The 23,826-nt window shown below is 55.1% G+C and carries 20 protein-coding genes; 8 read left to right on the forward strand and 12 right to left on the reverse strand.

Annotated elements, in window-relative coordinates; translation table 11 throughout:
- Positions 1–99: 99 nt before the first annotated feature.
- Entirely contained in the window at positions 100–1,008 is a 909-nt protein-coding gene (locus LAO76_13900; GenBank protein ID MBZ5492020.1) for a hypothetical protein, read from the forward strand.
- On the opposite strand, the gene LAO76_13905 is transcribed toward LAO76_13900, so the two are convergent.
- On the reverse strand, positions 1,009–2,436 hold the full coding sequence (locus LAO76_13905; GenBank protein MBZ5492021.1) for a NapC/NirT family cytochrome c: 1,428 nt from the start codon (positions 2,434–2,436) through the stop codon (positions 1,009–1,011).
- Between the two features lie 235 nt (positions 2,437–2,671).
- On the opposite strand from LAO76_13905, the gene LAO76_13910 reads away from it, so the two are divergent.
- The gene (locus LAO76_13910) at positions 2,672–3,754 is read left to right on the forward strand and encodes a TIGR04053 family radical SAM/SPASM domain-containing protein (protein ID MBZ5492022.1); all 1,083 of its coding nucleotides are present in this window, start codon (positions 2,672–2,674) and stop codon (positions 3,752–3,754) included.
- A 218-nt stretch (positions 3,755–3,972) separates the two neighbouring features.
- Positions 3,973–4,524: a hypothetical protein gene (locus LAO76_13915; protein MBZ5492023.1), complete on the forward strand. Its 552-nt coding sequence runs from the start codon at positions 3,973–3,975 to the stop codon at positions 4,522–4,524.
- Positions 4,525–4,595: 71 nt separating this feature from the next.
- On the opposite strand, the gene hpnI is transcribed toward LAO76_13915, so the two are convergent.
- Together hpnI and LAO76_13925 are read right to left on the reverse strand one after the other, a co-directional pair.
- Positions 4,596–5,729 carry a bacteriohopanetetrol glucosamine biosynthesis glycosyltransferase HpnI gene (gene hpnI / locus LAO76_13920; GenBank protein MBZ5492024.1) on the reverse strand — a complete coding sequence of 378 codons (1,134 nt, stop codon included), beginning with the start codon at positions 5,727–5,729 and terminating at the stop codon, positions 4,596–4,598.
- Positions 5,723–7,459, reverse strand: coding sequence for a glycosyltransferase family 39 protein (locus LAO76_13925; GenBank protein ID MBZ5492025.1), 1,737 nt, complete (start codon positions 7,457–7,459; stop codon positions 5,723–5,725). The genes hpnI and LAO76_13925 overlap by 7 nt, the downstream gene beginning before the upstream one ends.
- A 617-nt stretch (positions 7,460–8,076) precedes the next feature.
- Here LAO76_13925 and LAO76_13930 point away from each other — a divergent pair.
- The 3 genes from LAO76_13930 (at position 8,077) to LAO76_13940 (ending at position 12,389) form a co-directional block, all read left to right on the forward strand.
- Positions 8,077–8,781, forward strand: coding sequence for a hypothetical protein (locus tag LAO76_13930; protein MBZ5492026.1), 705 nt, complete (start codon positions 8,077–8,079; stop codon positions 8,779–8,781).
- Positions 8,782–8,907: 126 nt separating this feature from the next.
- Positions 8,908–11,634, forward strand: coding sequence for a bifunctional acetate--CoA ligase family protein/GNAT family N-acetyltransferase (locus tag LAO76_13935; GenBank protein ID MBZ5492027.1), 2,727 nt, complete (start codon positions 8,908–8,910; stop codon positions 11,632–11,634).
- Between the two features lie 128 nt (positions 11,635–11,762).
- Complete coding sequence (locus LAO76_13940) at positions 11,763–12,389, forward strand: DUF308 domain-containing protein (protein ID MBZ5492028.1); 627 nt, start codon at positions 11,763–11,765, stop codon at positions 12,387–12,389.
- Between the two features lie 4 nt (positions 12,390–12,393).
- Here LAO76_13940 and LAO76_13945 read toward each other — a convergent pair whose 3' ends face one another.
- From LAO76_13945 to LAO76_13965, 5 genes are read right to left on the reverse strand one after another with little or no spacing between them, the layout of a single operon-like run.
- Positions 12,394–13,161: a formate dehydrogenase accessory protein FdhE gene (locus tag LAO76_13945; GenBank protein ID MBZ5492029.1), complete on the reverse strand. Its 768-nt coding sequence runs from the start codon at positions 13,159–13,161 to the stop codon at positions 12,394–12,396.
- Between the two features lie 9 nt (positions 13,162–13,170).
- Positions 13,171–13,836 carry a formate dehydrogenase subunit gamma gene (locus LAO76_13950; protein ID MBZ5492030.1) on the reverse strand — a complete coding sequence of 222 codons (666 nt, stop codon included), beginning with the start codon at positions 13,834–13,836 and terminating at the stop codon, positions 13,171–13,173.
- On the reverse strand, positions 13,833–14,744 hold the full coding sequence (gene fdxH, locus LAO76_13955; protein ID MBZ5492031.1) for a formate dehydrogenase subunit beta: 912 nt from the start codon (positions 14,742–14,744) through the stop codon (positions 13,833–13,835). The genes LAO76_13950 and fdxH overlap by 4 nt, the downstream gene beginning before the upstream one ends.
- Before the next feature lie 11 nt (positions 14,745–14,755).
- Positions 14,756–17,395, reverse strand: coding sequence for a formate dehydrogenase-N subunit alpha (fdnG, locus tag LAO76_13960; protein MBZ5492032.1), 2,640 nt, complete (start codon positions 17,393–17,395; stop codon positions 14,756–14,758).
- 48 nt (positions 17,396–17,443) lie between these two features.
- Positions 17,444–18,022 carry a molybdopterin-dependent oxidoreductase gene (locus LAO76_13965; GenBank protein ID MBZ5492033.1) on the reverse strand — a complete coding sequence of 193 codons (579 nt, stop codon included), beginning with the start codon at positions 18,020–18,022 and terminating at the stop codon, positions 17,444–17,446.
- Positions 18,023–18,277: 255 nt separating this feature from the next.
- Here LAO76_13965 and LAO76_13970 point away from each other — a divergent pair, with 255 nt between their 5' ends.
- The gene (locus LAO76_13970) at positions 18,278–19,045 is read left to right on the forward strand and encodes an enoyl-ACP reductase (GenBank protein ID MBZ5492034.1); all 768 of its coding nucleotides are present in this window, start codon (positions 18,278–18,280) and stop codon (positions 19,043–19,045) included.
- A 35-nt stretch (positions 19,046–19,080) separates the two neighbouring features.
- Positions 19,081–19,269, forward strand: coding sequence for a hypothetical protein (locus tag LAO76_13975; GenBank protein ID MBZ5492035.1), 189 nt, complete (start codon positions 19,081–19,083; stop codon positions 19,267–19,269).
- Positions 19,270–19,281: 12 nt separating this feature from the next.
- On the opposite strand, the gene LAO76_13980 is transcribed toward LAO76_13975, so the two are convergent.
- The 4 genes from LAO76_13980 to LAO76_13995 form a co-directional block, all read right to left on the reverse strand.
- Complete coding sequence (locus tag LAO76_13980) at positions 19,282–20,502, reverse strand: immunoglobulin domain-containing protein (protein ID MBZ5492036.1); 1,221 nt, start codon at positions 20,500–20,502, stop codon at positions 19,282–19,284.
- Between the two features lie 173 nt (positions 20,503–20,675).
- On the reverse strand, positions 20,676–21,104 hold the full coding sequence (gene tsaE / locus LAO76_13985) for a tRNA (adenosine(37)-N6)-threonylcarbamoyltransferase complex ATPase subunit type 1 TsaE (protein MBZ5492037.1): 429 nt from the start codon (positions 21,102–21,104) through the stop codon (positions 20,676–20,678).
- Positions 21,101–22,831: an NAD(P)H-hydrate dehydratase gene (locus LAO76_13990; protein MBZ5492038.1), complete on the reverse strand. Its 1,731-nt coding sequence runs from the start codon at positions 22,829–22,831 to the stop codon at positions 21,101–21,103. The genes tsaE and LAO76_13990 overlap by 4 nt, the downstream gene beginning before the upstream one ends.
- Positions 22,828–23,778: a potassium channel protein gene (locus LAO76_13995; protein MBZ5492039.1), complete on the reverse strand. Its 951-nt coding sequence runs from the start codon at positions 23,776–23,778 to the stop codon at positions 22,828–22,830. The genes LAO76_13990 and LAO76_13995 overlap by 4 nt, the downstream gene beginning before the upstream one ends.
- Between the last annotated feature and the right edge of the window lie 48 nt (positions 23,779–23,826).

Here is a 23,826-nt window from a genome sequence, read left to right on the forward strand (position 1 = left end):
TCTTTTTTTTACTTTACTCCTAAAATCGCCAGCAGTCGCCGCCAAAAGGTAAAATGCAACTAGCTGCTGCTTTTTCGGCTCTAAATAAGTACCCGCTTTTTGAATACTATGAGTTACATCATTCCCCTGCGGCGCGTTGCGATGCTCCTGCTTTGTGCATGTCTGGGCATGGCATTGCACGGACAGACCACAGCGGACACTCTGCCGCCTCTGCCGAAGGACGCAAACCAGCTTGTCAGGGAAGCTATCAAGCACCAGATGGAGGCGGATGCCGCCGACCACACTCACTGGCGCTATCACATCCATAAAGAAGACGAAAAAGGTTCGCAGGACCGCGACGTAATCGATACTAAAGATGGACAACTCGCGCGCACTCTCTTGATCAATGGACAGCCATTAACGGCTGAGCAGAGAGCCGCCGATGAAGCCCGCATGAAAAAACTGGTGGATGATCCTACCGAGCGGGCAAAGCGCGACAAACGCGCCAAAGACGATGAAGACAAGGGAGTGCAGATGTTTAAGGCAATCCCTGACGCGTTTATTTTCAAGTATGAGGGCGCCGAAAATGGCCAGGTCAGGCTCTCATTCTTTCCCAATCCTCATTACAATGCCCCAACACGGGAATTGCAGGTGTTCCGTTCACTGAGCGGGACGATGTGGATTGACCGGGCTGCACTTCGCATGTCGCGGCTGGACGGCTCCCTGTTTGAAGATGTGACCTTTGGCTGGGGACTGTTGGGCCGACTCAATAAGGGAGGAACATTTTCCGTAACCCAAAGCCGTGTAGGGGACGATCACTGGGAAATCGTTGCTCTTGATGTGAAGATGTCCGGCCACGCGGTGATTTTTAAGACCATCAATGTTAAGCAACTTCAGCGTATGACTGGATTTCATCGGATCAGCGACGGCATGACCATCTCTGAGGCTTATCAGTTGTTGGAAAAGGGTGACTCCACCGTCTCTGCGGAGAACAATGGCGGCATAGCCAATTCTCCAGGCAAAAAATAGCTACTTCCCGGCACCCGGCGACAGTCCCAGATCAACCAGAGCTTTGGGATTTTTCTCATCGGACGCAACCACGTTGTGGCAAACACTGCAGTCCTGCGTAATTGTCTTTCCATCCGAGCTGGCATGTTGCTCATCATGGCAGCGGAAGCACCCGTTAAAGTCCGTGTGTCCCAGATTGTTGGGGTAGGTGCCCCACGTAATCTTCATTTCAGGAAAAACGTTGTGCTGATAGACACTGAGCAACGCCTTTGCGCTGCTGGCCACCTCAGCCCGGCGTTGCGCATAGATCTCAGGATATGTTTTGCGGTAATAGTCCTCAAAAGCCACAGGAATCTTGGCGGCCGCATCCTGTCCGGTTGCGTAGGTTTGTTTCACAATTTCCAAACCTTCTTTCTTGGCAAAGGGCAGAGTGGGAGAAATGTCACCAAAGGACATGGCGCGATCAATCGCGCGCTCTGGAAGCTGGAAGGTGTGCGCTGGCCGATTGTGGCAGTCAATGCACTGCATGGCCCGCAGTTTCGTCGGGTCAGGCTTGGCTCCGGGCGCAGCAAAGACCGTCATCTTGCCGCCGGAAGTGTATTCGACATAAGGAATGTTTTGGCGGACGTCATCCGATGCGTAGTAGCGCAGGGTAACGCCTTCGCCCAGATGCGCGCCGTGAACGCCGGAACTGTGCGGCCCGCCAGTTCCAAGATGCATCATTAGAACAGTGTGCGTGAGCGTGTTCTGCTCGTCGGCGCCGTAACTGGCCAGATCGCGCATGCGGTCGCCAAAAAAACGGCGGCGAGCGTGGCAGGATTCACACGTCTCCGTGGCCGGACGAAGCCGTTCCAGCGGCTCCGGGATTGGCCGCGGGTAAGTGTTTAAAGCTATATGGACCACTTGCCTTATGCCATTCACCTTGGCGCGCATGAATCCGCTGGCTCCCGGCCCAACGTGGCAGCCAACACATTCAACTTTGGAATGCGCTGACACTTCATAGGCGGCGAATTCCGGCTTCATCACGTGGCAGGTCGCGCCGCAAAAATTGGGCGTTTCCATATAGCGCACGCTGCTGTAGGAAAGCTGGCTGGCGATAATGATATTAAGAAAGGTAGTTACTGCGATAAAGCCAAACAGCTTGCGCAGCTCTGGATTGCGGGGATCAATGGGCTCAAAGTGTGCCGGCAACTCGCCTCTTTTGCGCATCCCGCGCCTGCGCAGATAGATACCAAGAGGGATGAGAAGAAGACCGCCAACAAAAATTCCCGGCAACAGAAGGTAAACAACAATGCCCACGTAAGGATGCACGCTGCCACTGCGCAACGTAATGGGCAGAAAGACCAGCCAGGTGACGCCAGCGGCGGTGACCACCACAACGCCCGCCAGACTGATCAAGTTGTTTGAGAAGAAAACAACGGGTGAAAGCCATTCACGAAATGTTCTCATTCCGCCTGGAACTCCTCTGCGCCAAAACTGCTGCGCTGCTGCGATGTTTCATCGGATGATTGCGAAAGCAGTATATATAAGTCTGCAAGTTTGCGAATGTGATAAATGTCACAAGACATTGACCATTAGAACGCCTAATCGGACCTGTGACTTCCATCACATCACCGGTGGAAACGACCCCTTAAGATTGCTTTCATACATTTTTGCGTCAAAGCCTTTTTAAGGATGGGTGGCAATGAATACAAGTTTTGATCTGAACCGGTGCCCTTTAATTGTGATCTGGGAAACCACGCAGGCCTGCGATCTTGCTTGTTGTCACTGCCGTGCCTGTGCGCAGTCAAAACGTCACCCTCTGGAATTGACAACCATGGAAGCGGAGAAGCTGATTCGCGATGTCGCAGACCTGAAGCCTCCAATCTTCATTCTGACCGGCGGCGATCCTTTGAAACGCTCTGACATCTTTTATCTGGTCCGCAGGGCCGTCGCCCATGGTCTGAAGCCGGCAATGACGCCCAGCGCCACACCGCTGCTGACGCGCGAAGCCATTGCCGACTTGAAGCGCGCCCATCTCTCCAGAATGGCAGTGAGTCTTGACGGCGCAAGTCCGGAATTGCACGACGCCTTTCGCGGCGTTTCCGGCTCATTTGCGCGGACACTGGAAGCAATCCACTGGGCCAATGAGTTCGGTCTTCCCATCCAGGTGAACACCAGTATTTCCAAACGGAACATAGGTGACCTGGAGAACATGGCGAACCTGCTGAAACAGTTCAAGCTGGTGCTCTGGAGCGCCTTCTTTCTGGTTCCGACCGGGCGCGCTCAGATGGCCGACATGCTTTCTGCCGACGAAGTAGAGCAGACATTCGCAACGCTGTATCGTTTCTCTAAGGAATTGCCTTTTAAGGTAAAGACAACTGAAGCGCAGCATTATCGCCGTTACATTATCCAGCAACGGCTCAAAAGCAAGGGACAAAATCCATTTGCAGCCGGAGAGAATGGATGGGAGAAGACCGTACCGGGACTCTTGCCGATCAATGATGGCAAGGGATTTGTCTTTGTCTCACATACCGGTGAAGTGTGTCCCAGCGGCTTCTTGCCAGTCTCTGCGGGCAACGTGCGCGTGGACAGCCTGACGGAAATCTATCGCAATTCTCCGGTGCTGACTGCATTGCGCGACACCTCCAATTTGCAGGGCAAGTGCGGCGTCTGCGAATTCAAGGAAATCTGCGGCGGTTCGCGCGCCCGTGCTTATGCGGTGACCGGAAATATGTTTGCTGAAGATCCCTGCTGCAACTACGTTCCTCAAGCACTGCATCGCTGAGACGTGCGAACCATTTGCGGCGCCACTTAATTCTTCTGGATTAGGTCATCTCTTTCATCAGAGACACGGAATAAATCTCAATTCCGCAGCTCTCGTTTCTTGCACTGCTTAATACCAACGAGGCAAACCCGTGGCAACGCAGGTGATCTAAGTCTTTAGCGCTGCTTTAACTCTTCTTAAGGCCTGGAGATAAAGGCCAAAAACCAGGAGGAACGTACATGAAAAAAATATCTTTGATTACAGCAATTCTGTTGTTGTCGGCGGTTTGGGCTGTGGCGCAAACCTCGCCAAGCAGCTCGTCTCCATCAACAACACCAGACACAAGCTCGCAAACGTCTCCATCGTCCACCTCACCCAGCCAACAACCGGCGACTCCAGATACCAGCTCAACCACGACCCAGACCACCACGACGCAAACCACCCAGACCTCAAACAATAGCAATTCCATTGAGGGCTGTCTGAGTGGCTCGGCTGGCAACTGGACGTTGACAGATCAGACTGGTAAAACATGGCAACTTGCCGGCGACACTTCAAAACTGAGCGACCACGTTGGTCATCAGATTCGCATTATGGGAACGGACAATAGCAGTTCAGCTTCCAGCAGCGGCAGCAGTTCGCCCAGCTCCAGCAGCGGCAGCATGGGCAGCTCAACCAATTCCAGCAGCGGCTCCAGTGCAACCGGAGCAGGCTCCTCTTCCGGATCTCAACCAACGTTTACGGTACAGAAAGTAAAAATGATTTCGAGCACGTGCTCGACCACCAGCAAGTAACTAGGGAATCGCAAGAAACGAGCAGCCCCTGCGCCAAGGCGCGGGGGTTTTCTTTTTGTCGAGGATACAAACTAGGGATTCACGTGCAGACGGCCATCGCGTAAGACAGTGCATTTTCTGTTACGCCAGACAATCTTGTCACCCACAAAGCCGCTGATCCATACAAAGAAACCGATGACATCTTGCACCGGCAGCAACCACCATTGTTTTTGCGTGACCGGATCGTGAACAATGTTGCGGGCAGTGGCCCAAGCCGCGGACCCGCGCAGAATCATAGTTAGAAACAACACTGGCCAGGCGGGCGGGTAGGCAGCGCACAGCAAAAGCGCCAGAGGCAGCGGATAAGTGAATATCTGTCCCCAATAGCCCAGCGGACGCGAGCGGCGCGTGCTGCGTGCCCAGCGCATACGGTGTCCCAGGTTAGCCATCATGCTCTGGCTTCCAATGCGGTGTTCAATCACGTATGACGAGAATAAAACACCATGCCCCAGTTGGGCAGCGCGCTGGCCAATCACAAAATCTTCTGCCAGAAACTCCTGCAGATAGCCAAAACCACCCATATCGTCAAGCACGCGGCGGCGGACAGCTACGGTGCAGCCCAGCGCGAAACGCATACCCTCAATCATGCGCGCGACCAACACTCCACCCAGAAGTTCCGTATTCATTCCAATCGCTTCCAAACGCGACCACAAACTCTTTCCCGGAACCGCGCGGTAAGGGCAGCTGATCAGTCCGATGTGATTGTCCTGAAGCTCCTGGGCTAGATGAGAGAGCAGGCTGGGTGTCACGCGGACATCACTGTCACTCATTACCAGTACGTCGTAATTCGCTTCACGAACCATGCGATTCAAACTGAATGCCTTGGCATTGGGGATGGGAGACTCTCCCGTAATGATGAGCCGCGCGCTGATTCGTCCGCTAAATTCGGCGATGATGTTTTCCGCCACGGCCACGGCCGGGTCGTCCTGGCGATGGACGCCAAACAAAACTTCGTATTCGGGATAATCCTGCACCATGAAGCTGCGCAGATTTTCTTCCAAGCCATCGTCATGACCGCAGAGGGGCTTAAGAACACTGATAGGCGGGTTGTTTCCGGGGGAAGGCAGAGTAGTCGACAAAAACCGCCGCGTGGCAACAAGAATTAGGACGCAGTAAACGAGTGAGCCGGTAAGCAGAACCGCCAATGCCGTTGCAAGGATTACCATAACGCGGGTTTGTTCTCCATGTGGGAGCCATCCGCAGTTTCGCCGGAAAGGCCATTGGTAAAAAGAAATTTGCCGCCACTTTCAGCAATCTGGTGGAACTGCGCGGGGCCGGCCAGGGCGCTCAGATGAGCGAGCCCGCTGCTGTCAGTGACCAGATAATAGCGAATTGTACCTGACCAGAGCCTCTTAAAGGCAGCGTCATCGATAAAAACAGGGGGGGAACCCGGCGCGTAAGAGCCATATTCAAGGTTATTGACACGCCCATTCAGCAGCAAAGCGCTCTTATTCGAATAAAACATAACTGAAGAAAAAGGATAATATGCGCCATCCACAATCAATTGTCCTGAGGGGGAATGGAGCAGCGCCTCGGCTATTGGTCGGGAAGAGAGATAAGGATCGAAGACTACAAGCGCCATCCGGCTCGCGTGTAAGAACAAAACCATCATCGCGGCCAGCGCTATGAATGCGCGGCGTCCACGGAGCCAGCCGCCTGCAGCACCGACTAGAAACGCCATGCCCGCGAGTATGAGTGGAGCCCGCAGATAAGCGAATGACTGGAGCGTCAGGTCGCCCATGTGTCCAAGCGAAAGCGTGTAAGACTCAGGATGCTGCTGCAGGGCGCTGGAGATGTCGCCTGTGACGGGAACATGGCGAACGGCGAATAAGATTGCCCCAATCACCGCCGCAGCCGCGGTTGAAATCAACGCTATTGTCCTGCTGCCTGCCGTGATGAGTTTTACTTCGCTATCCATTGCACAACCGAGCAGGAGCGCAAGCGCGGGATAGATCGGCATGGAATAGTATTCCTGCGTGGTGGAGAAGGTGAAAAACAGCATCAGAAATCCGGCCCAGCAGAGCGCGAGCAGGCGCGTGCGGCCGGCGCGATCTAGCGGCCTGTAGTTCAGTCTGACCGCCGCGGGCAAATAGGCGCTCCAGGGAAAGAGCCAGAGCAGATTCAGCAGCCAGAATGCCAGCCGGGGCACGGTGTTGTAGTCGCGCGGATAGCGCAGGTTTAAGAACCGTAATAGATGTTCATTGAAAAAATAGAACCAGAAGAAGCCGTGATATTCGCCGGGACCGCTGTGCATGCTGAAGTTGAAATAAGGCGGCATGCGCAATGTGGCCAGGACATGCCACGGCGCGGCGATGAGCAGCAAAATCAGGATTGTGGTGAGCGGGTGCAGGCGACGCCAGGTCTCGCGCCGAAAAAGCTGGCGCGTAATCGCCAGGTAGACCAATACTCCCCCTACAGGAACAACCAGCGCGAGCAACCCTTTCAACAGAACACCCACGCCCAGTGCAACGCCGATCAAAGCAGTCCATCGGCGCGAATGGAGTTCTATTCCGTCTTCATTCATGGCGCGCTGGAATGCCATGAAACAAACGGTGATCGCAAGCGTGAGCATTACATCGGGAATCAGAATACGAGTAAAAAGGAAGAGACCGATCGACGTTGCCAAAGCCAGTCCGGCATAGAAACCGGCGCGGCGACTGAAGGCCCACGCTCCGTAGCGTGCCGTGGCAAAGCAGAGAAGGACCGCAGCCAGAGCGGTGGGAATACGCGCCACCCAATCATGAACGCCCATTACGAGATAACAAATGGCAATGAGCCAATAAGGTAACGGCGCTTTTTCCATGTATGGTACGCCGTCCAAATGAGCGATGACCCAGTCGCCTGACTGGACCATATTGCGCGCCATCTGGCCGTGAACGGCGTCAACATCGTCCATTAAGGCGGGCGGAGAAATGATGCAACCAAAAAAGACAACAGCGGCCAAAATGAGCAGCACGATTTCATAATGCCGCCGCAGAGTTAACTGCTGAGCCGCAGGAACATTGATTGCTGATTCATCCTGCTGGGACGCGAGTTCTTTCACCGGAGAAATACTGCCATCCCTCCTATCTTACCTGTTGCGAATCGATCATCGCTTGCATGGAAAGTCTTGCTCCCGTCGAAAAGCGCATGCGCCCGAAATGAATACCTGTATAGAGTAAAAATTCATTCCGGTAAGCACTTTTAACTGATCACAGCGGAGTTTAAACATATAAATTGTAAAAAACTGTAAACCGTATTTGAGAGGGCAATGACCTTTGGTCTGATCCGGACGTGCCGATCTCCGAGCTCGCAACCCGGGCGCGTTAACTCTTTTTGGGCTAAGAAACGTAAAGGTTGCACCACAACACCAGTTCAGACGTAAGATGATCTCGTTGGCGTGAGATGTGCCATTTCGACGGGAAATGGCAATTCGGGACCCGCTACCTACCGCAACATTTCCACGGTAGCAGTGTTCCTGTTTTCAGCACCAGAAACGCGTGGCCGGCGTAAGGACATCACTGGAGTTTCGACATGACCCTGTTGAAACGAAGAATAGCGGGAGCACTGGCGGTAATCAGCGTAGCTTCACTGATTACATTTCTCCAGGTTGAAGCCAATCACGAAACCGACGACCAGATTGGCGAAGAAGCAATATGGAAAGCCAGCCCTGAAGACCTGAGCGCGATCAGCCAAGCCTGTAAAATGACCGATGCCTCGCGATATGGCGATTGCTTTATTGACCAGATGGGCGAGTACGCATCGTCTAACGCTGTAGCGTTCACGCAGATGCTGGCATCACAAAAGTCCTCGCGTCTGGGATATCTAACCGGCTCGCGCGAATACGGACTCGTGGACCTTGGATACGTGGTATATCCCGGAACCCAGAAATTGCACCAGGGATGGATGCTGTTGAACGGAATGCCCGCGCTGATCAATCTGGATGATGTTACCGCGCTGCCGAAAGCAGCAATGGAAAAAGACGCTCAATACGCCGCTCTGCTCAGGAGCCATCCCCAGATGCAATTGGCGATAAATGATGAACAGCGCAAAGAGGCCACAGCGCCCCAAATTGAACGGCTGCCCAGCGAAGGAGAAAGGTTCGCAGTTCCCTACTCACTCCAGGATCCTTGTGCTGGGTGCGCTCCGCTGGCGCAAGCCATCTTTGGCTTTGACTTTAATGACGCAGGCAAATTCATGGGCATAAAATTTCTGAGGGTTGAAAAATTCAATCCGTAACGCCGGCATCGGTAGAAGGCTATCCTTTCCAGGATGTGAGATTTCTCACATCCTTTATTTTTTGCGGCTGGTAGGCTGGTCTTCAACAGAAGTTGGGGACCAATGAGTAGTAATCTAGTAGACCTAATGCCAACATTGCCGGGAACAGACCAGCGGGGGCACGAATCCACGATACCTTCGTGGCCGCCGAGCCCACTGGCGCCAATCTTCCATCCCAGGACCGTAGCCGTCATCGGCGCCACGGAAAAGCCTGCCAGCGTGGGCCGCACTGTACTGCGCAACCTGATGGAGCAACCTTCCGGCGCGACTATTTTTCCCATCAACCCGCATCGCCCAAACGTGCTGGGAATTCGCTGCTATCCCAATATCGCATCAATCGGGGAGCAGGTTGACCTGGCCATTGTGGTTACCCCGGCAGCAACTGTCCCTGACGTGTTGCAGGAATGCGTGGCTGCCGGAGTGCGCAGCGCCATCGTCATTTCAGCCGGCTTTGCCGAACTGGGTGCCGACGGTAGAGCGCTGGAGAGCAAGATTCGCCAGGTGCTGGCGTCAGGACATCTGCGGCTGATTGGACCGAACTGCGTTGGCGTAATGAATCCGCGCACGGGACTGAACGCGACGTTTGCGCAGTCCAATGCCCTGCCCGGCAATATCGCTTTTTTGAGCCAGAGCGGCGCGCTTTGCACCGCCGTGCTGGACTGGAGCCGCAGAGAGAACGTTGGATTTAGCGGCGTGGTTTCAGTGGGGTCGATGCTGGACGTGAGTTGGGGCGACCTGATCTATCACTACGGCGATGACGCTTATACCTCGAGCATTCTGATTTACATGGAATCCATTCGCGACGCGCGCAGCTTTCTCTCCGCGGCGCGCGAAGTTTCACTGCGCAAGCCAATTATCGTGATCAAGCCCGGGCGCACAGAAGCGGCACGAAAAGCCGCGGCGTCGCATACGGGATCGATGACTGGATCGGATGAAGTATTTGAGGCTGCGTTTCGTCGCGCCGGGATTCTACGGGTGGCCAGTATCGGTGAGCTGTTTGATATGGCCGAGGTCCTAAGCAAGCAACCAAGACCCCACGGCCCACGGCTGGCAGTAGTTACCAATGCGGGCGGTGCTGGTGTGCTGGCAGTGGACGCGCTGCTGGCAAGCGGCGGACAATTGGCAACGCTTTCACAAGACACGCAGGAAACACTCAATAAATTATTGCCGGCGGCGTGGAGCCATTCCAATCCGGTGGACACGCTGGGCGACTGCCTTCCGGAAATGTATGCCAAAGCACTACAAGCGGTAGCAGATGATCCCAACTGCGATGCTGTGCTCTCAATTCTTGCTCCGCAGGGGATGACCGAACCGGAGCAGGCGGCGGGTCTAGTGCGCAAGGCCGCAGAAACGATCAAGAAGCCGCTGATTGCAAGCTGGATGGGCGGCAGCCGCATGCAGCTTGCAGCCAACGTGTTGAATGAGGCCAGAATTCCCACGTTTGAATATCCTGACGCGGCCGCTCGAAGCTTTGCCTACATGTGGCGCTACACTTCGTACCTTCAGGCGCTCTATGAAACGCCGGTATTCGCCGGTGACCTTCCCGAAGATGGTCCGCGACGCGTGGCGGAAATTATCGCCAGCGCGGTGGCGAAGAATCGCACGATACTGACCGAGCATGAATCCAAGCAGGTGCTTGCGGCTTATGAGTTGCCGGTTACGCCTTCCAGGCTGGCATTTTCGGTAGACGAAGCGGTTGCAGCAGCGGAAAAGATCGGCTATCCCGTGGTGCTCAAGCTTAATTCTGAGATCGTTACACACAAATCCGATCGCGGCGGAGTGCATTTGAACTTGAAAGACGCAAGCGCAGTACAGTCGGCTTTCGCGCAGATTCAGGCCACTTTTGGCGAGGGCAGCTTCCAGGGAGTGACGGTCCAGCCGATGGTCAGCACAGCGGGCTACGAATTGATTCTGGGTAGCTCCACTGATCCGCAGTTTGGGCCGGTGCTGGTGTTTGGCCTGGGCGGCCAACTGGTAGAAGTATTGCGCGACAATGCGCACGCCCTGCCGCCACTCACCACCACTCTGGCGCGCCGCATGATGGAGAATACCCGCATCCTGCAAGCGCTAAAAGGCGTTCGCGGACGCAAGCCCGTTGACCTGGAAAAGCTGGAGGAACTGCTGGTCCGCTTTAGTGAACTAGTGGTGGAGAACCCCCGCATTGCTGACATTGAAATCAATCCGCTACTGGCCAGCGACGAAGGATTCATAGCGCTGGATGCCAGAGTGATCCTGCATCCGGCGACAATGCGGGATGCGGAACTGCCGCGCCCGGCGATCCGTCCTTATCCCAGCCAGTACATTTCCAACTGGGAATCGCAGGATGGCACCAGCTTTACGCTGCGGCCGATTCGCCCCGATGATGAACCGCTGATGGTGGATTTCCATCACCAACTTTCAGAGAACAGTGTTTACATGCGATTTTTCCTGCCGTTGAAACTCGACTTCCGCGTTTCCCATGAGCGGCTCTTCACCAAGTGCTTTATTGATTACGAGCGCGAGATCGGGTTGGTGGCGGAATACGCCGACGAAGAAGGCGCGCGGCGTATTGCCGGTATCGCGCGGCTGATCCGCAAGCACTCTGACAACAGCGCCGAGGTGGCGTTCCTGATCGCGGACAAATTCCAGAACCGCGGGCTGGGCACGCACATGCTGGATACCACGATCCAGATTGCGCGCAAGGAAGGTATTGCAACGCTGGAGGGAGCTACGCTTTCCGACAATTTCAACATGAAAGACATGTTCATCAAGGCCGGTTTCCGCTTCGCCCCTCCTGAAGACGGAGTGGCCACGGCGGAATTGCAGTTAAAATAGCCCCAAAAACCGCGCCAAAGCTATATTTCTGGCGATGATTCGCGGGACTGGCCAATGGTACGTGTGAGGACAATCACATCCATGAATTGATCCGCAGCGCACACTTATAACAGCGAGGGAGGCGGAATATGATCCGCTTAATGATCCAGAATTGGTGGTTGCTATTTCTGCGCGGCGTCCTGGCGATTGCTTTCGCCATTTTCATTTTTGCTTTTCTGCCATTTGTGCCAGCACCTTTTTTGCGCCAGTTCGCATTTGCTGGTCTGGCCGCGATTTTCGCGCTGTTTGCTTTCGCCACCGGCGTTCTTACCATTGCAGCCGCAGTGCGCGGAGCAGGTCAGGGCGGCTCGTCATGGCTGATGCTGGCAGATGGCATTGCCGTGACAGCGGGCGGCCTCATTATTCTGCTCGCCCCAGGCTCCACGCTGATGCGGGTGATCCAGTTAATCGCCCTTATCGCTTTGGTGGTTGGAGTACTGGAATTTACCGCCGGAATCCACCTGCGCCGTCATGTTACCGATGAATGGCTGCTGGTGAGTGGCGGCGTAATCTCGATTGCATTCGCGCCATGCCTGTTGTTGGCCAACGTTGGGACGGTGCAGGCAGCATTGACGTGGATCTCTATCTATGCGCTAGCCACCGGCGTGGCTATCATCGGCTTGGCATTGCGTCTGCGAAGCTTGCGAAATTCAATTCATGCATTGGCCGGGTCTAAACCAGAGGCTCGTGCCGTTAGTCAATCCAGAGTGATCTAAGAATTTATACACCAAACAGGTTGGGCTGGGCCTTCTTGTAATTGTGCTCCTGAGCCCAAAGATTCAGCGAGACTGTCGCGAGTTCATCCACCACAGGAACCGCATTGCCGTTTTTGGAAAGATCGATCGACTTGATGTAGGTGTGGCAGGTATCACAGGCGTCCACGCGCACGTAGTCAAATTCCTGCGCGATGAACACCGGCAGGTGCTCCTTATTTTCCTCGGCGCAGTTGGGACATAGTACACGGCGGAAGAACCATTCCGTTCCACAGAGAGAGCACAACAAAAAGCGCTTTGCGCCGTCGCCTTCAGGACGGAGCACCGCTAATTGCGGCTTTGATCCGCAAAAAGGACACAGCGGCGGCGATGCCTCAGTGGAGGAAGTGTTCTTCTCTGCCAAATGCTCAGCGAATGGCTGAAGCAGCGCATTAGCGAAGAAGATGGACTCGGCGGAGAGTTCATGGCTTTCCACCTCATGCTGCCAGACGGCACGCAATAGTTCCAAACGATCTTGGGGAGACGCTTGTTCAAGCGTCGCGGCGGCGGCCTTCAGGTCCGCCGAGCCGGCTTCTTTCACCAGCGCGAGCAATGCGGCAAAATGGGGGACGAGCAGGGAGACGTCATGATTGGCGGAGGCAGCCACCGATTCATAGACGGTTTTTTGAAAGCGGACGAGGCGCTGATAAAACTTAAGCAGCTCAGTCACTGAAGACTGGCTTTGTAACAGCTCGCTCGTCCGCGCAATACGACGGTCCCAGGAAAACCCAGACATCAAATCCCTTTAATTCCTGCGGCCGGTGATCTTCTCATACCAGAGGCGATGATGCGTTCGCGCCCAACCGGTGGAGACGTGCCCTTCAACCATGGCCTTCACGCTGCCCGGAGTCACCCAGACGCTCATGTAAACGTGGATGATGAAAGCAGCAATGGTGATCAGCGCCGTGGCTGAGTGAATAAAGACGGTGATCGGAAGCACCCAGTGGAGTTCGCGCGGCATTTTCTCCGGAATCCACATAATGATTCCCGTGATGAGAAGGATGAAGGTGCAGTACAGCATCACCCACCAGAACTGTTTCTGTCCGGCGTTGAAGCGGCCCTGCGGAGGCATTAGCTCATCGCGGTTCTCAGCATAGGCGCAGATATTTTTGTTCCAACGCTCGTCCTCGGGGATCTTCTGCATGTCGCGCTTCCACATGCGATGCATCCAGAAAATGGTAGCCAGATAGATCAGGCCGATCCATGGGTGCCAGTAGCGGATGGTTGCCGGGCCGCCCAGCACGTAAGCAAGCCAGTAAGCCAGCGGCGTAAAAATGGCCAGGCCTGTAAGCATGAGATAGGTGTAAGCAATGGCGTTGATCCAGTGATAAGCGCGCTCAGCAAAGGTATAGCGCTGGACCTCATCTTCCGGTATTGCCGTGGTTGGACGCGCAATAATTCCGCCGCTCATCGCTTCACCTCCTCAATCTTGTCAACTTCTTTTGGGCCGAAACGGATGTAGTGCATGAACACGCCGAACACACCCGCCACCAAGCCGATGCCGCCAAGCCATTTCAGCGGGCCCTTCCACAATTTCACAAAGACAGGGACTCTTGGATCGGCGGGCAAACCGCCATAGTTCTCCGGATGTTTGGCATCGTTCAGCACGTAAATTACGTGGGTGCCGCGGACGCCAGAAGGATCATAGACGCCGGCATCCGCGTGGCCGTTGCGTTTCAGTTGCGTGACGCGTTTTTCGGCTTCAAACTTCATGTCTTCTTTGCTGCCAAAATGCAGGCAGCCCGTAGGACATGACTTAATGCATGCAGGTTCCAGGCCAGCGCCAACACGGTCAGAGCAGAGCGTGCACTTGTAAACTTTTTTGGTGGCTTCGTTGAATTTGGGGATGTTGAATGGGCAGCCGGTAACGCAATACTGGCAGCCAATGCAGTTAGCCTGGTTGAAGTCCACAATGCCGTTGGTGTACTGCACGATTGCGCCGTCGGCCGGACAGGCGATAAGGCAGCCGGGCTCTTCACAGTGCATGCACTGATCTTTGCGCATGAGCCATTGCATGCCGCCATCGGTTTCAACTTCATTGAACTTGATCAGGTTCCAGAAGTTCCACGCCGTTTCCGGCATGGTCTGGTAAGTGTTATCGAAAGTGGTTTCGCGGAACTCATAGCCGTTCCACTCCACGCAAGCAACTTCGCAGGCTTTGCAGCCGATGCAGGTAGTGGTATCGATCAGCTTGCAAACGTCATAATCGCGGGAAGCTCCGGCGTGTGTGCTGCCGTCTGGCTGGCGATACTCCCCGCCCCCAGGCGTGCCGCCCGTGTGCCCGGAGATCGCTCTAATCTCCAAATTTCCATTGCTCATGGCGTATCTCCTTAGACCTTCTCGACTTTCACCAGGAAGCCTTTGAACTCCGGTGTGTAAGCGTTCGGATCGATCACTGTGGGCGAGAGCTGGTTGGCCAGAGTGCGCTCGTTTTCCGGCCGGCCGTCATTGATTCCGCGATATCCCCAATGGATCGGAATGCCGATCTGGTAAGTTTTTTCGTTCTTTCCCGCCAGTTGCATGCCTTTGATACGTCCGGTGACCATGGCCTTGGCATAATAGCTGCTGCGCGCGCTGCTGATCTTGAGTTTGTCGCCACCCTTAATCTGCAGCTTGTCCGCCAGTTCCTTGGGAATTTCCACGAATGGCTCAGGAACCAGTTCCATGTTCATCTTGTTGTTCTTGGTCCAGTAGTGGTAGTGCTCCGTGAGGCGGTACGTGGTGCAGATGATGTCATAACCCTGCTCGGGCGTACCGTATTTGTCCGCAGGCGTGCTGTATTTCTTCACCACCGGGCTATTGGACTGTTTGGGATGGAGCGCATTGGCCACTGGACTCTCAATGGGTTCATAATGCTCAGAAAACGGTCCATCCGCCATTCCGGCCAGGGGGACAAACAGGCGGCCCAGGCCTTCCGGCGTCATAATGAATGGCCCCATGTGGTCCTTGGGGTTGGAGTCGGGCTTGAAGTCAGGAACATCATTGCCCGCCCACTTGCCCGTTGCCTGATTGAACCATACCTGCTTGCGGCTCGGGTCCCAAGGCTTGCCTTCAACGTCACAAGAGGCGCGATTGTAAAGCACGCGCCGATTCATGGGCCACGACCAGCCCCAGCCCGGATGGATACCGAGCCCGGAGGGATCGTCAGGATTGCGCCGCTGCGAGTTGGAACCGGCATCCGGCCACGAACCGCAATAGAGCCAGTTGCCGCAAGACGTGGTGCCATCATCCTTCAGCCAGGCAAAACCGGGCAACTGCTGACCGGCCTTCCAGTCGGAAGGAGTCTGCTTTTCATCGTGCAGATCAGCCAGCGCCTTGCCGTTAATCTCCTTGGCCACCTCAGTCAATGACGGGTTGTTTGGATTGGTGTAAGCCCAGGAAGCATTCAGGATGGCATCCGGGAACTTGCCGCCTTCCTTCTGGTACAGGGCGCGAACACCAAGGAATATCCGGGCCAGAATCTCCTGGTCCAGTTTGGCATCGCCTGGAGGCGGCACGGCGGCCCACTTCCACTGCAACCACCGCGCTGAGTTCACGAAGGTACCGTCTTTTTCCGCAAAACCGGCGCAGGGAAGACGATAGACTTCAGTTTGAATCTTTTTCTTGTCGTCGTCAGAGATTCCTGGCGACTCCCAGAAACTGCTGGTTTCGTCAGGATAAATCTCGCCCACCACCAGCCAGTCCGCCTTCTTCAGCGCGTCAATGTTCTTTTGCGAATTCGGGCCTATGGCAACGCCGTTCATGCCGAAAGTCAGTAGCCCCTTGACCTTTCCCCTGTACATGTTGTCCCACTGCTCCACGAAAGAAAATTTGCGATCAATCTTGGGCAGATAGTGGAACGCGAAGTCGTTCTCTTTCTTAGCGGCGTCTCCGTACATTGCCTTAAGGAAAGAGACCGCGAATTTGGGAGTGTTCGACCAGTAGTTGAATGACTCCCAATCTTTCGGCTTTGAAGGCGTTGGGGTGATGCGCTTGAGATAGGTTGCCAGGTCGGTGTCAGCTGGAACGGGCATCTTGAGATAGCCAGGCAGAATATCGAAAATGCCAGCCATATCCGTGGCGCCCTGGATATTGGAGTGACCGCGAAGGGCATTTACGCCGCCGCCGGCGCGCCCCACGTTCCCCAGAAGAAGCTGGGCCATGGCAGCGGTGCGGATGATCTGCGTTCCAAAGGTGTGCTGCGTCCAGCCAACCGCATAAATGATGGTGGCAACCTTCTTCGTATCACCATCCTTGCGGATTGACGTGAACATGTCCCAAGCTTTGACGCATTGGTCGGCGGGAATACCGGTGATGCTTGACACCATCTCCGGCGTATAGCGTGAATAGTGCTTCTTCATCAACTGGAAGACGCAGCGCGGATGCTCGAGCGATATATCGTATGCGGTGTTCGGTGGAAGGGACGGTGGAGCGGGAGCGCCCGTTGTCGCCTTTGCGCCGGCAGGGCCGCCCCCGCCATGGCCCTGCCCAGTGGCCATTGCCACCGGATTCGCGGTTGCCTTGGCAGCCGTTTCCGCGCTTGCGGGGCCGTCGCCAGCCGCAATGGCCGCAGCCGCGGTGCCGGTCACGTTTCCTCCTTCTTCGTAGTTCCACGAAGAGACGTCATACTTCATGCCCGCAGCATCGAAGCCGGAAAACACTCCGTCGTCTGCCAGCTTGAAGCCCTTCTTGATGATCAGCGGCGCGTTGGTAAAATTGGTTACGTATTCCTTGGCATAGCGGTTGTTCTGGATAGCATAGTTGATCAGGCCGCCCAGGAAGGCAATGTCTGATCCGGAGCGGATCTGGCAGAAGATATCGGCCTGCGAGGCCGTGCGCTGGAAGCGCGGGTCCACCACGATCAATTTCGCGTTCCGGACCTTTCTGGCCTCCACTACCCACTTAAAGCCGCAGGGATGAGCTTCAGCAGGGTTGCCGCCCATGATCAGCATCATGTCGGTGTTCTTGATATCTACCCAGCCATTGGTCATTGCGCCGCGCCCGAACGTTGGTCCCAAACTTGAGACCGTGGGGCCGTGTCAAACACGGGCCTGGTTTTCCAGGTAGCAGACCCCCAGGCTGCGCATGGTCTTTACGACCAGATAGTTGAACTCGTTCGTATCAGTGCATCCACCGTTAAAGGCGATGCCCTCGCACCGATTTACGGTTTTCCCGTTGGCGTCGGTATCGACGAAAGTTTCATCTCGCGTCTTTTTGATGTGGCGCGCGATCTCGGTATACGCTTGGTCCCAGGAAATATCTTCCCATTGGGTGCCGCCGCGGCGGCGTACCTGCGGCTTCAATAGACGGCGATCATTCAGGATGTCCTGATAGAGCGACGCTCCCTTTGGGCACAGAGTACCGCGATTGATCGGATGATCGGGGTCGCCTTCAACGTGGACCACCTGCGCGGTCACGTTCTTGGCCTTATCGCCAAGCGTGTGAATGATCACGCCGCAGCTCACTGAGCAATAAGGACACGTGGACCTCGTCTCAGTGGTGCGGGCAATCTTAAGTTCTTTTGCTTGAGCCAGAACCGGGCGGGCGTCAAACCCTAAAAGAAGCGCAGCGGCGCTGCCGGTTCCGACTTTAAAGAATTCACGTCTCGATAAGCCCATAGAGTTGGCCTCCTGCCAGGCGCATTTCACGAGCAAACTTGTGCGTTGGTTTAATTGTCCGGTCCGAATGCCGGGAACTTCCGTAAAGAATTTTCAAGACATGCTAGAACCCGCAAAGCAAAATGTCCATAAAATTTTTATAAAGAGAATTTCAGAGTGCCTGGATATCACATTGGCGGTGTGATGCCTCAGTTACTCCCATTCTTGCGCGGTTCCTGTTATCCTGAGCGGTTTCACACGGGTGAGGGTTCCGTTATGCTGAGCATGCAGGGAAAGAATGTGGTTATTTTTGGCGTGGCCAATAAACGCAGCATCGCGTGGGCCATTGCCCAGCGCTTGAACGACGCCGGCGCCAAGCTTGCCATTACCTACCAGAATGAGCGCATGAAGGCCGAGGCGCATGACCTGATCACTTCCCTGCCCGGAGCACAGGCTTTTCAATGCGATGTTTCCAGCGACGCCGAGATTGACGCTTTTTATGCCCAGCTCAAGCAGCACTTCGGCCAACTGCATGCCGTGGTACATTCCGTGGCCTATGCTCCCGCAGAGGAACTGAAAGGCGACTTTCTGAATACGTCGCGTGAAGGCTTCCGCATTGCGCATGACGTGAGTGTTTATTCTCTGATTGCGGTTACTCGCGCCGCCGCTCCGCTGATGACGAATGGCGGCAGCGTGATCACGCTTTCATACTTTGGCGCGGAGAAAGTTGTTCCAGGATACAACGTGATGGGCGTGGCCAAGGCCGCACTGGAAGCTACAGTGCGCTATCTGGCCAACAGCCTGGGCGAGAAGAAGATTCGCGTGAACGCCATTTCCGCAGGTCCCATCAAGACGCTGGCCGCGCGCGGCGTAGGCGACTTCAGCCAGATGCTCAAAAACCACGCCGAACATGCGCCTCTAAAAAGAAATGTGGAACCCAGAGAAGTTGGCGACACGGCACTGTTCCTGGCTTCCGATCTCGGCTCCGGGATCACCGGAGAGACCATCTATGTGGACTGCGGCTACAACATCATGGGATTTTAGTTGTTTTTGAAATCCCGAACCGAACAGGACCTCCCATGCCGCGCGCCAAAATCCTTATCACTTACATTGTGATTGACTTGTTCATCGTGGGCGGCGTGGTGTGGTGCGTATTTCAGCATGTGCCCGTAAGCAAGTATTTCTTTCCGGCAATCCTGCTTTTCATGGCAAATGGAGCGTGGCTGGTGGTGATAACGGTTAGAAAGACTCCGCCGCGTCAGCGTTAGTATTCTGCTGTTTTACTTTTCGCCCACCCAGGTATTTGAGAGATCTGCATTGGTTACGCTGGCTACAATGCTGTATCCCCCTTTGAATAAAACAGAGGGATCTTCGCTTGCGGAATTCACAATCTTAAAAGGCCGAGGCATGGTATCTCCCTGGACGCGAGTGCCAACAACAAAGAACCCATTGACAGGGTCGCCGCCGACCGCAGTAACAAAGTAACCACCCTGGGCAAGCACCGCTGCTTGTGAAGGTATTGTGGCGAGGGTTGCCGAAAGAACTTGAGCTTCATAGACGTTATGGTCGCCGGTTAATCCATAAGAGACGTACTGCAACAAATCACCATTGAAGCCTAGAGCGGTAATCACATGTCCTTGTTGGCCCTGCTGTGAAGCAACAGACTGGAAGTCCGCCGCGGGAAGGGATTGGGTAGCAATCGGCGAAAACACGCTGGTTGATGCCGTCTTTACCGAGGATACCGCATAGGCATTATTGTCCGTCTGCATGTTTGCGGAAGTAACCACAGTATCAAAACCCAGCGCGAACACATCGGTCTGGAAATCGGAGAGAAGACCTGACCGATACGTGGTGGTCACGCCTGTGGTTGGCGTGGAAAATAATTCAAAAAACCATGCGCAATTTCCGGGACTGCCGGCGGCTGAACAATAGCCTGCCTGCTCAAAACGCAAGGGCGATCCATAATTGCCCCATGTGGAGATTGCAGTGCCAAGGATATTGGTTGAAACAGTGTCAGTGTAACCATCCAGAATGGATGCGCTATCTACTTGCTGAAAACGCAGATCGCCGGGCGATGGTGGATTTAATACGAGCTGTACTTCCCGGCTGGTAACCGATCCAACAGAATTTGTAACGGTAACGTGGAAAGTTGAGGCATTGTCTGTGGTTACCGTTGGCGGCGTGGTGTAAGCCGCTTCCGTCGCCCCGCTAATGGCTATTCCGTTTTTGCTCCACTGGTAGCTGGCGCCGTCAGTATCATTCACTGTCACGGAGAAAGTTGCGGTCTGTCCCAGCCGCGCGCCTTGCGATGACGGCTGGGTCGTAATGGCCAACCCCTGTGGCGCAGGTGGAGGCGGCGTAACACCGTGGCCTCCACCGCAGCCCGCGCAGATAAGCGCAAAAATGAGGGAGGCAACAAATCCACAAAAAGTTGAAGATCGAGTAGCAGCGTTCCTTTTATGATGAGAGGAAATATTGATGAAGGTTGATGTCGTTTCCATGGCCCGTTCCAAATGTACCCTCGGCTAAAAACTCTGGCTAGTTAACTAGCCCTTAGTTGCCGAAATATTCTCACTTAGACAGGACTATCCAGCATCAAGTTTTGCAAAGATTCGCAAGTTGATATTCCGGTGTGCAATAGTGGATGGAGACTTATCTGCGTCCTTTTGATCTGTCAGTCATCAGATCGAACTATGATCCGGCGATTGTCGCCACCTTCATGCTGAATGGTTATCTCTCGATCACGTTCACGCACAAAACGTTCGAACTTCTCTCCCCACTCGATGAGCAGGATACTCTTCGGCGACATGAGGTCGTCGAGCGCCAGGGTGTCGAGTTCGCGCTGCGTATCGATGCGATAAAGATCAATATGAAAGAGAGTCACTTGCGGCCCACGGTATTCATGGATGAGTGTAAACGTCGGGCTGGTGACATCATCAGCTTTGGCCGCCTGGAAACCCTCGGCAATCCCTTTGACCATGGTGGTCTTTCCCGCTCCCAGATCGCCGCGCAGCAGCACGATGCTACCGGGCTTGAGCTCAGGGGCAATCCGACGCCCCAGTTCGGTGGTCTCTTCGGCAGAGTGGGTTTGAAAAGTCTTCATCTCTGGAGGTAGGCAAACTTGCTCAGGGATTCCTCTTCGCAAACCGCAAAGGCTTCGCCCAAGCAGTTAATGATATCTGTGGCGATCATGGATTGCTGACCGTAAAGCGACGCGGCAATGTCACCGGCAAGTCCGTGGAGATAGACAGCGCGCGCGACACCGAGCGCTGCCATCAGGTCGCGGGCCTCACCGACCTTGACTGCTATTTTTTCAGCGGCAATATTCGCCATCTCCGGATCCGATTTCTTTACCAGGTCCTTGATTTTCTTTCCTTCAGGATCATCGCCTGGACGCCATCCGACGGAAACTCCCTGCAAAGGCCTTTGCGCCAAGACGGCAGCAACAATTCCAGTAAGCACGTCGCCTGAGCCGCCTTTGGCCATTCCCGGATTGCCGGTCAAGTTAATCCATACGTGGCCATGCGGGCTGGCAATGACCGTGCGATGGCCTTTCAAAACGACGCAGGCACGCGTCAATTCCGCGGCGCGTCTAGCTGCCGCAAGGCGATTGGCCTGGATGACCGGGACAGGGGAGCCGATGAGCCGCGACATTTCGCCGGGATGCGGCGTGAGTACACGGAATGAATAGTCGTCGGCGTCCGGCTGGATTTCTTCACCATGCCCGGCAAAAGCATTGATGCCATCGGCGTCAATGACCAGAGAGGTCGTGCAAATGCTCACAAAGTCACGGATGAACTCAGCCGTCTCCTCATTCTGCGAGAGTCCGGGACCAAGAGCGACCACCGTTTTGCCTTTCAAAAGCTGCTCGCGCCGCGCCAGAGCCAAAATCGAAACCGTGCCGTCCGCGGTCTCCTCCAGCAGTTCAGTCATCAGTTCCGGCGCAGACGCAGCGACGGCGTTCTGCACAGACTTGGGCGATGCCACGGTTACGAGTCCGGCGCCGGTCCTGAGAGCCGCAAGCCCAGCCATGGCCGGTGCGCCGCTCTTCCCTACTGAACCGCCGATGACCAGCACATGACCAAAATCCCCCTTATGCGCATCAGGACGGCGTTGCCAAGCCAGCGCCTGCACATCGGCACTGGTTACAACGTCCTGACGCAGCGAGGCATGTTGTGAGATCAACTTAAGCGGAGAACCAATGTTGGCGATGGCAATGGGGCCATCCGTAAGATCGGCAAACACCAGAGCAGGCTTGGGAGCGGTGAAAGAGACGATGGCATCGGCATGAACAAAGGATGAGTAATCAAAAGCGCTCTCATTGGCGTCAGCGTCCACACCAGACGGCAGATCAACAGACAGCACCCAGGCTGTAGCTTTGTTGATGCGAACGATCGCTTTTTTCGCTATGCCTTTGAGCGGAGGCTTGAAACCTGTTCCAAGAATCGCATCGAGGATGAGATCAGACTTCAAAGCCTGCTCGATCTCAGGCTTGCTGAAATCTTTTTCGTCGGCGACCCACGACGCGGACACGGGAAGCTTCTTGAACATTTCAGCCGCGTCGTCACGCAACTCGTCCGGATCTTTGGCCAATAAGACGACCGAAACTTTTTTCCCTGCTTCATGCAGCTTACGCGCCGCGACAAAGCCATCGCCGCCATTGTTGCCCTTGCCACAAACGGCACAGACGGAGTCGAAATCGAAATGCTTTTGAGCAAATTCGGCCACCGCTGTACCGGCGTTTTCCATCAAGGTGAGCGACGGCACGCCGTACTTCTCTGTGGTGGCGCGATCAATGGCGCGCATCTCTTCCGCTGTAACGATTTTCATGAGCGAGTGGCGGAAGCGTGGGCGGCAACAGATTCCAGCCGTGCCAGCTGTGCAGTTTCTCCCATGGCGATAAGGCAATCTTCCGCGCCTATAACTTCATGGGCCTGGGGGTTGAATCGGGTGCTGCCGTCCGCGCGGCGAATGGCAAGAATCATGATCCCGAATTTATGGTGTATACCTGAAGAGCCCACAGTTGCGCCCACCAGCGAAGAGCTTGCCGCGATCTTGATTTCTTCAATCAGCATCTGGAAGGTGCCGGAGCGATCACTGGTGATATCGAGAAAATCAAGCAGGTTGGGGCGCAGAAAACTCTGCGCGATTCGGTGACCCGCAGCCGCGTAAGGCGAGATCACCACATCGGCGCCCGCTGTTTTCAAGTGCTTCTCCGCGGCGACCTCACTGGCGCGGGCAATGATCTTGATGTGCGGATTCAGGCTGCGGGCGGTAAGCACGGTATAAATATTGGTTGCGTCCGTTGTGGTGGCGGCAACCAGCCCAGCGGCGCGATCGATTCCGGCCTCGCGCAGAGTCTTTTCGCTGGCGGCATCACCCACCAGCACCAGCCATTTTGAGTCAAGCGCTTCTATGCTGGCTTCAGCGTTTTCAATAATCACAAATGGACACGGCTTGCGCGCAAGCTCATTGGCCACGCTATGCCCCACACGCCCAGCGCCGCAGATGATGTAATGGTCCCTGAGACTCGCAATGTCGCGTTCCATACGACGCCTTCCGAACACCTTGACTAACTCGAATTCTAGCAAAGCCTGCGTGAGCGACCCGATCATGAGAAAGACCAGCGATACGCCGGCCGTAATCAGGACCACGTTGAAGACCCGCCCCGCGTGGGAAAGAGGATGGACTTCCTGGTATCCGATAGTGCTCATGGTGATCACCACCATGTAAAAGCTGTCAAACCAGCTCCAGCCTTCAATGAAATGAAAACCCACCGTCCCAGCCGCGCTGAGCAGCAGCAGGGCCGTGGTGAAGATTTTCAG

The sequence above is a fragment of the Terriglobia bacterium genome (assembly GCA_020072645.1).
GTDB lineage: Bacteria > Acidobacteriota > Terriglobia > Terriglobales > Acidobacteriaceae > Angelobacter.

Excerpts from the sequence above, each read along its gene's own strand:
- LAO76_13905 (MBZ5492021.1), bottom strand. The coding sequence starts at position 2,436 with ATGAGAACATTTCGTGAATGGCTTTCACCCGTTGTTTTCTTCTCAAAC.
- LAO76_13910 (MBZ5492022.1), top strand. The coding sequence starts at position 2,672 with ATGAATACAAGTTTTGATCTGAACCGGTGCCCTTTAATTGTGATCTGG.
- LAO76_13915 (MBZ5492023.1), top strand. The coding sequence starts at position 3,973 with ATGAAAAAAATATCTTTGATTACAGCAATTCTGTTGTTGTCGGCGGTT.
- hpnI (MBZ5492024.1), bottom strand. The coding sequence starts at position 5,729 with ATGGTAATCCTTGCAACGGCATTGGCGGTTCTGCTTACCGGCTCACTC.
- LAO76_13925 (MBZ5492025.1), bottom strand. The coding sequence starts at position 7,459 with ATGGACGATGTTGACGCCGTTCACGGCCAGATGGCGCGCAATATGGTC.
- LAO76_13930 (MBZ5492026.1), top strand. The coding sequence starts at position 8,077 with ATGACCCTGTTGAAACGAAGAATAGCGGGAGCACTGGCGGTAATCAGC.
- LAO76_13935 (MBZ5492027.1), top strand. The coding sequence starts at position 8,908 with ATGCCAACATTGCCGGGAACAGACCAGCGGGGGCACGAATCCACGATA.
- LAO76_13940 (MBZ5492028.1), top strand. The coding sequence starts at position 11,763 with ATGATCCGCTTAATGATCCAGAATTGGTGGTTGCTATTTCTGCGCGGC.
- LAO76_13945 (MBZ5492029.1), bottom strand. The coding sequence starts at position 13,161 with ATGTCTGGGTTTTCCTGGGACCGTCGTATTGCGCGGACGAGCGAGCTG.
- LAO76_13950 (MBZ5492030.1), bottom strand. The coding sequence starts at position 13,836 with ATGAGCGGCGGAATTATTGCGCGTCCAACCACGGCAATACCGGAAGAT.
- fdxH (MBZ5492031.1), bottom strand. The coding sequence starts at position 14,744 with ATGAGCAATGGAAATTTGGAGATTAGAGCGATCTCCGGGCACACGGGC.
- fdnG (MBZ5492032.1), bottom strand. The coding sequence starts at position 17,395 with ATGACCAATGGCTGGGTAGATATCAAGAACACCGACATGATGCTGATC.
- LAO76_13965 (MBZ5492033.1), bottom strand. The coding sequence starts at position 18,022 with ATGGGCTTATCGAGACGTGAATTCTTTAAAGTCGGAACCGGCAGCGCC.
- LAO76_13970 (MBZ5492034.1), top strand. The coding sequence starts at position 18,278 with ATGCTGAGCATGCAGGGAAAGAATGTGGTTATTTTTGGCGTGGCCAAT.
- LAO76_13975 (MBZ5492035.1), top strand. The coding sequence starts at position 19,081 with ATGCCGCGCGCCAAAATCCTTATCACTTACATTGTGATTGACTTGTTC.
- LAO76_13980 (MBZ5492036.1), bottom strand. The coding sequence starts at position 20,502 with ATGGAAACGACATCAACCTTCATCAATATTTCCTCTCATCATAAAAGG.
- tsaE (MBZ5492037.1), bottom strand. The coding sequence starts at position 21,104 with ATGAAGACTTTTCAAACCCACTCTGCCGAAGAGACCACCGAACTGGGG.
- LAO76_13990 (MBZ5492038.1), bottom strand. The coding sequence starts at position 22,831 with ATGAAAATCGTTACAGCGGAAGAGATGCGCGCCATTGATCGCGCCACC.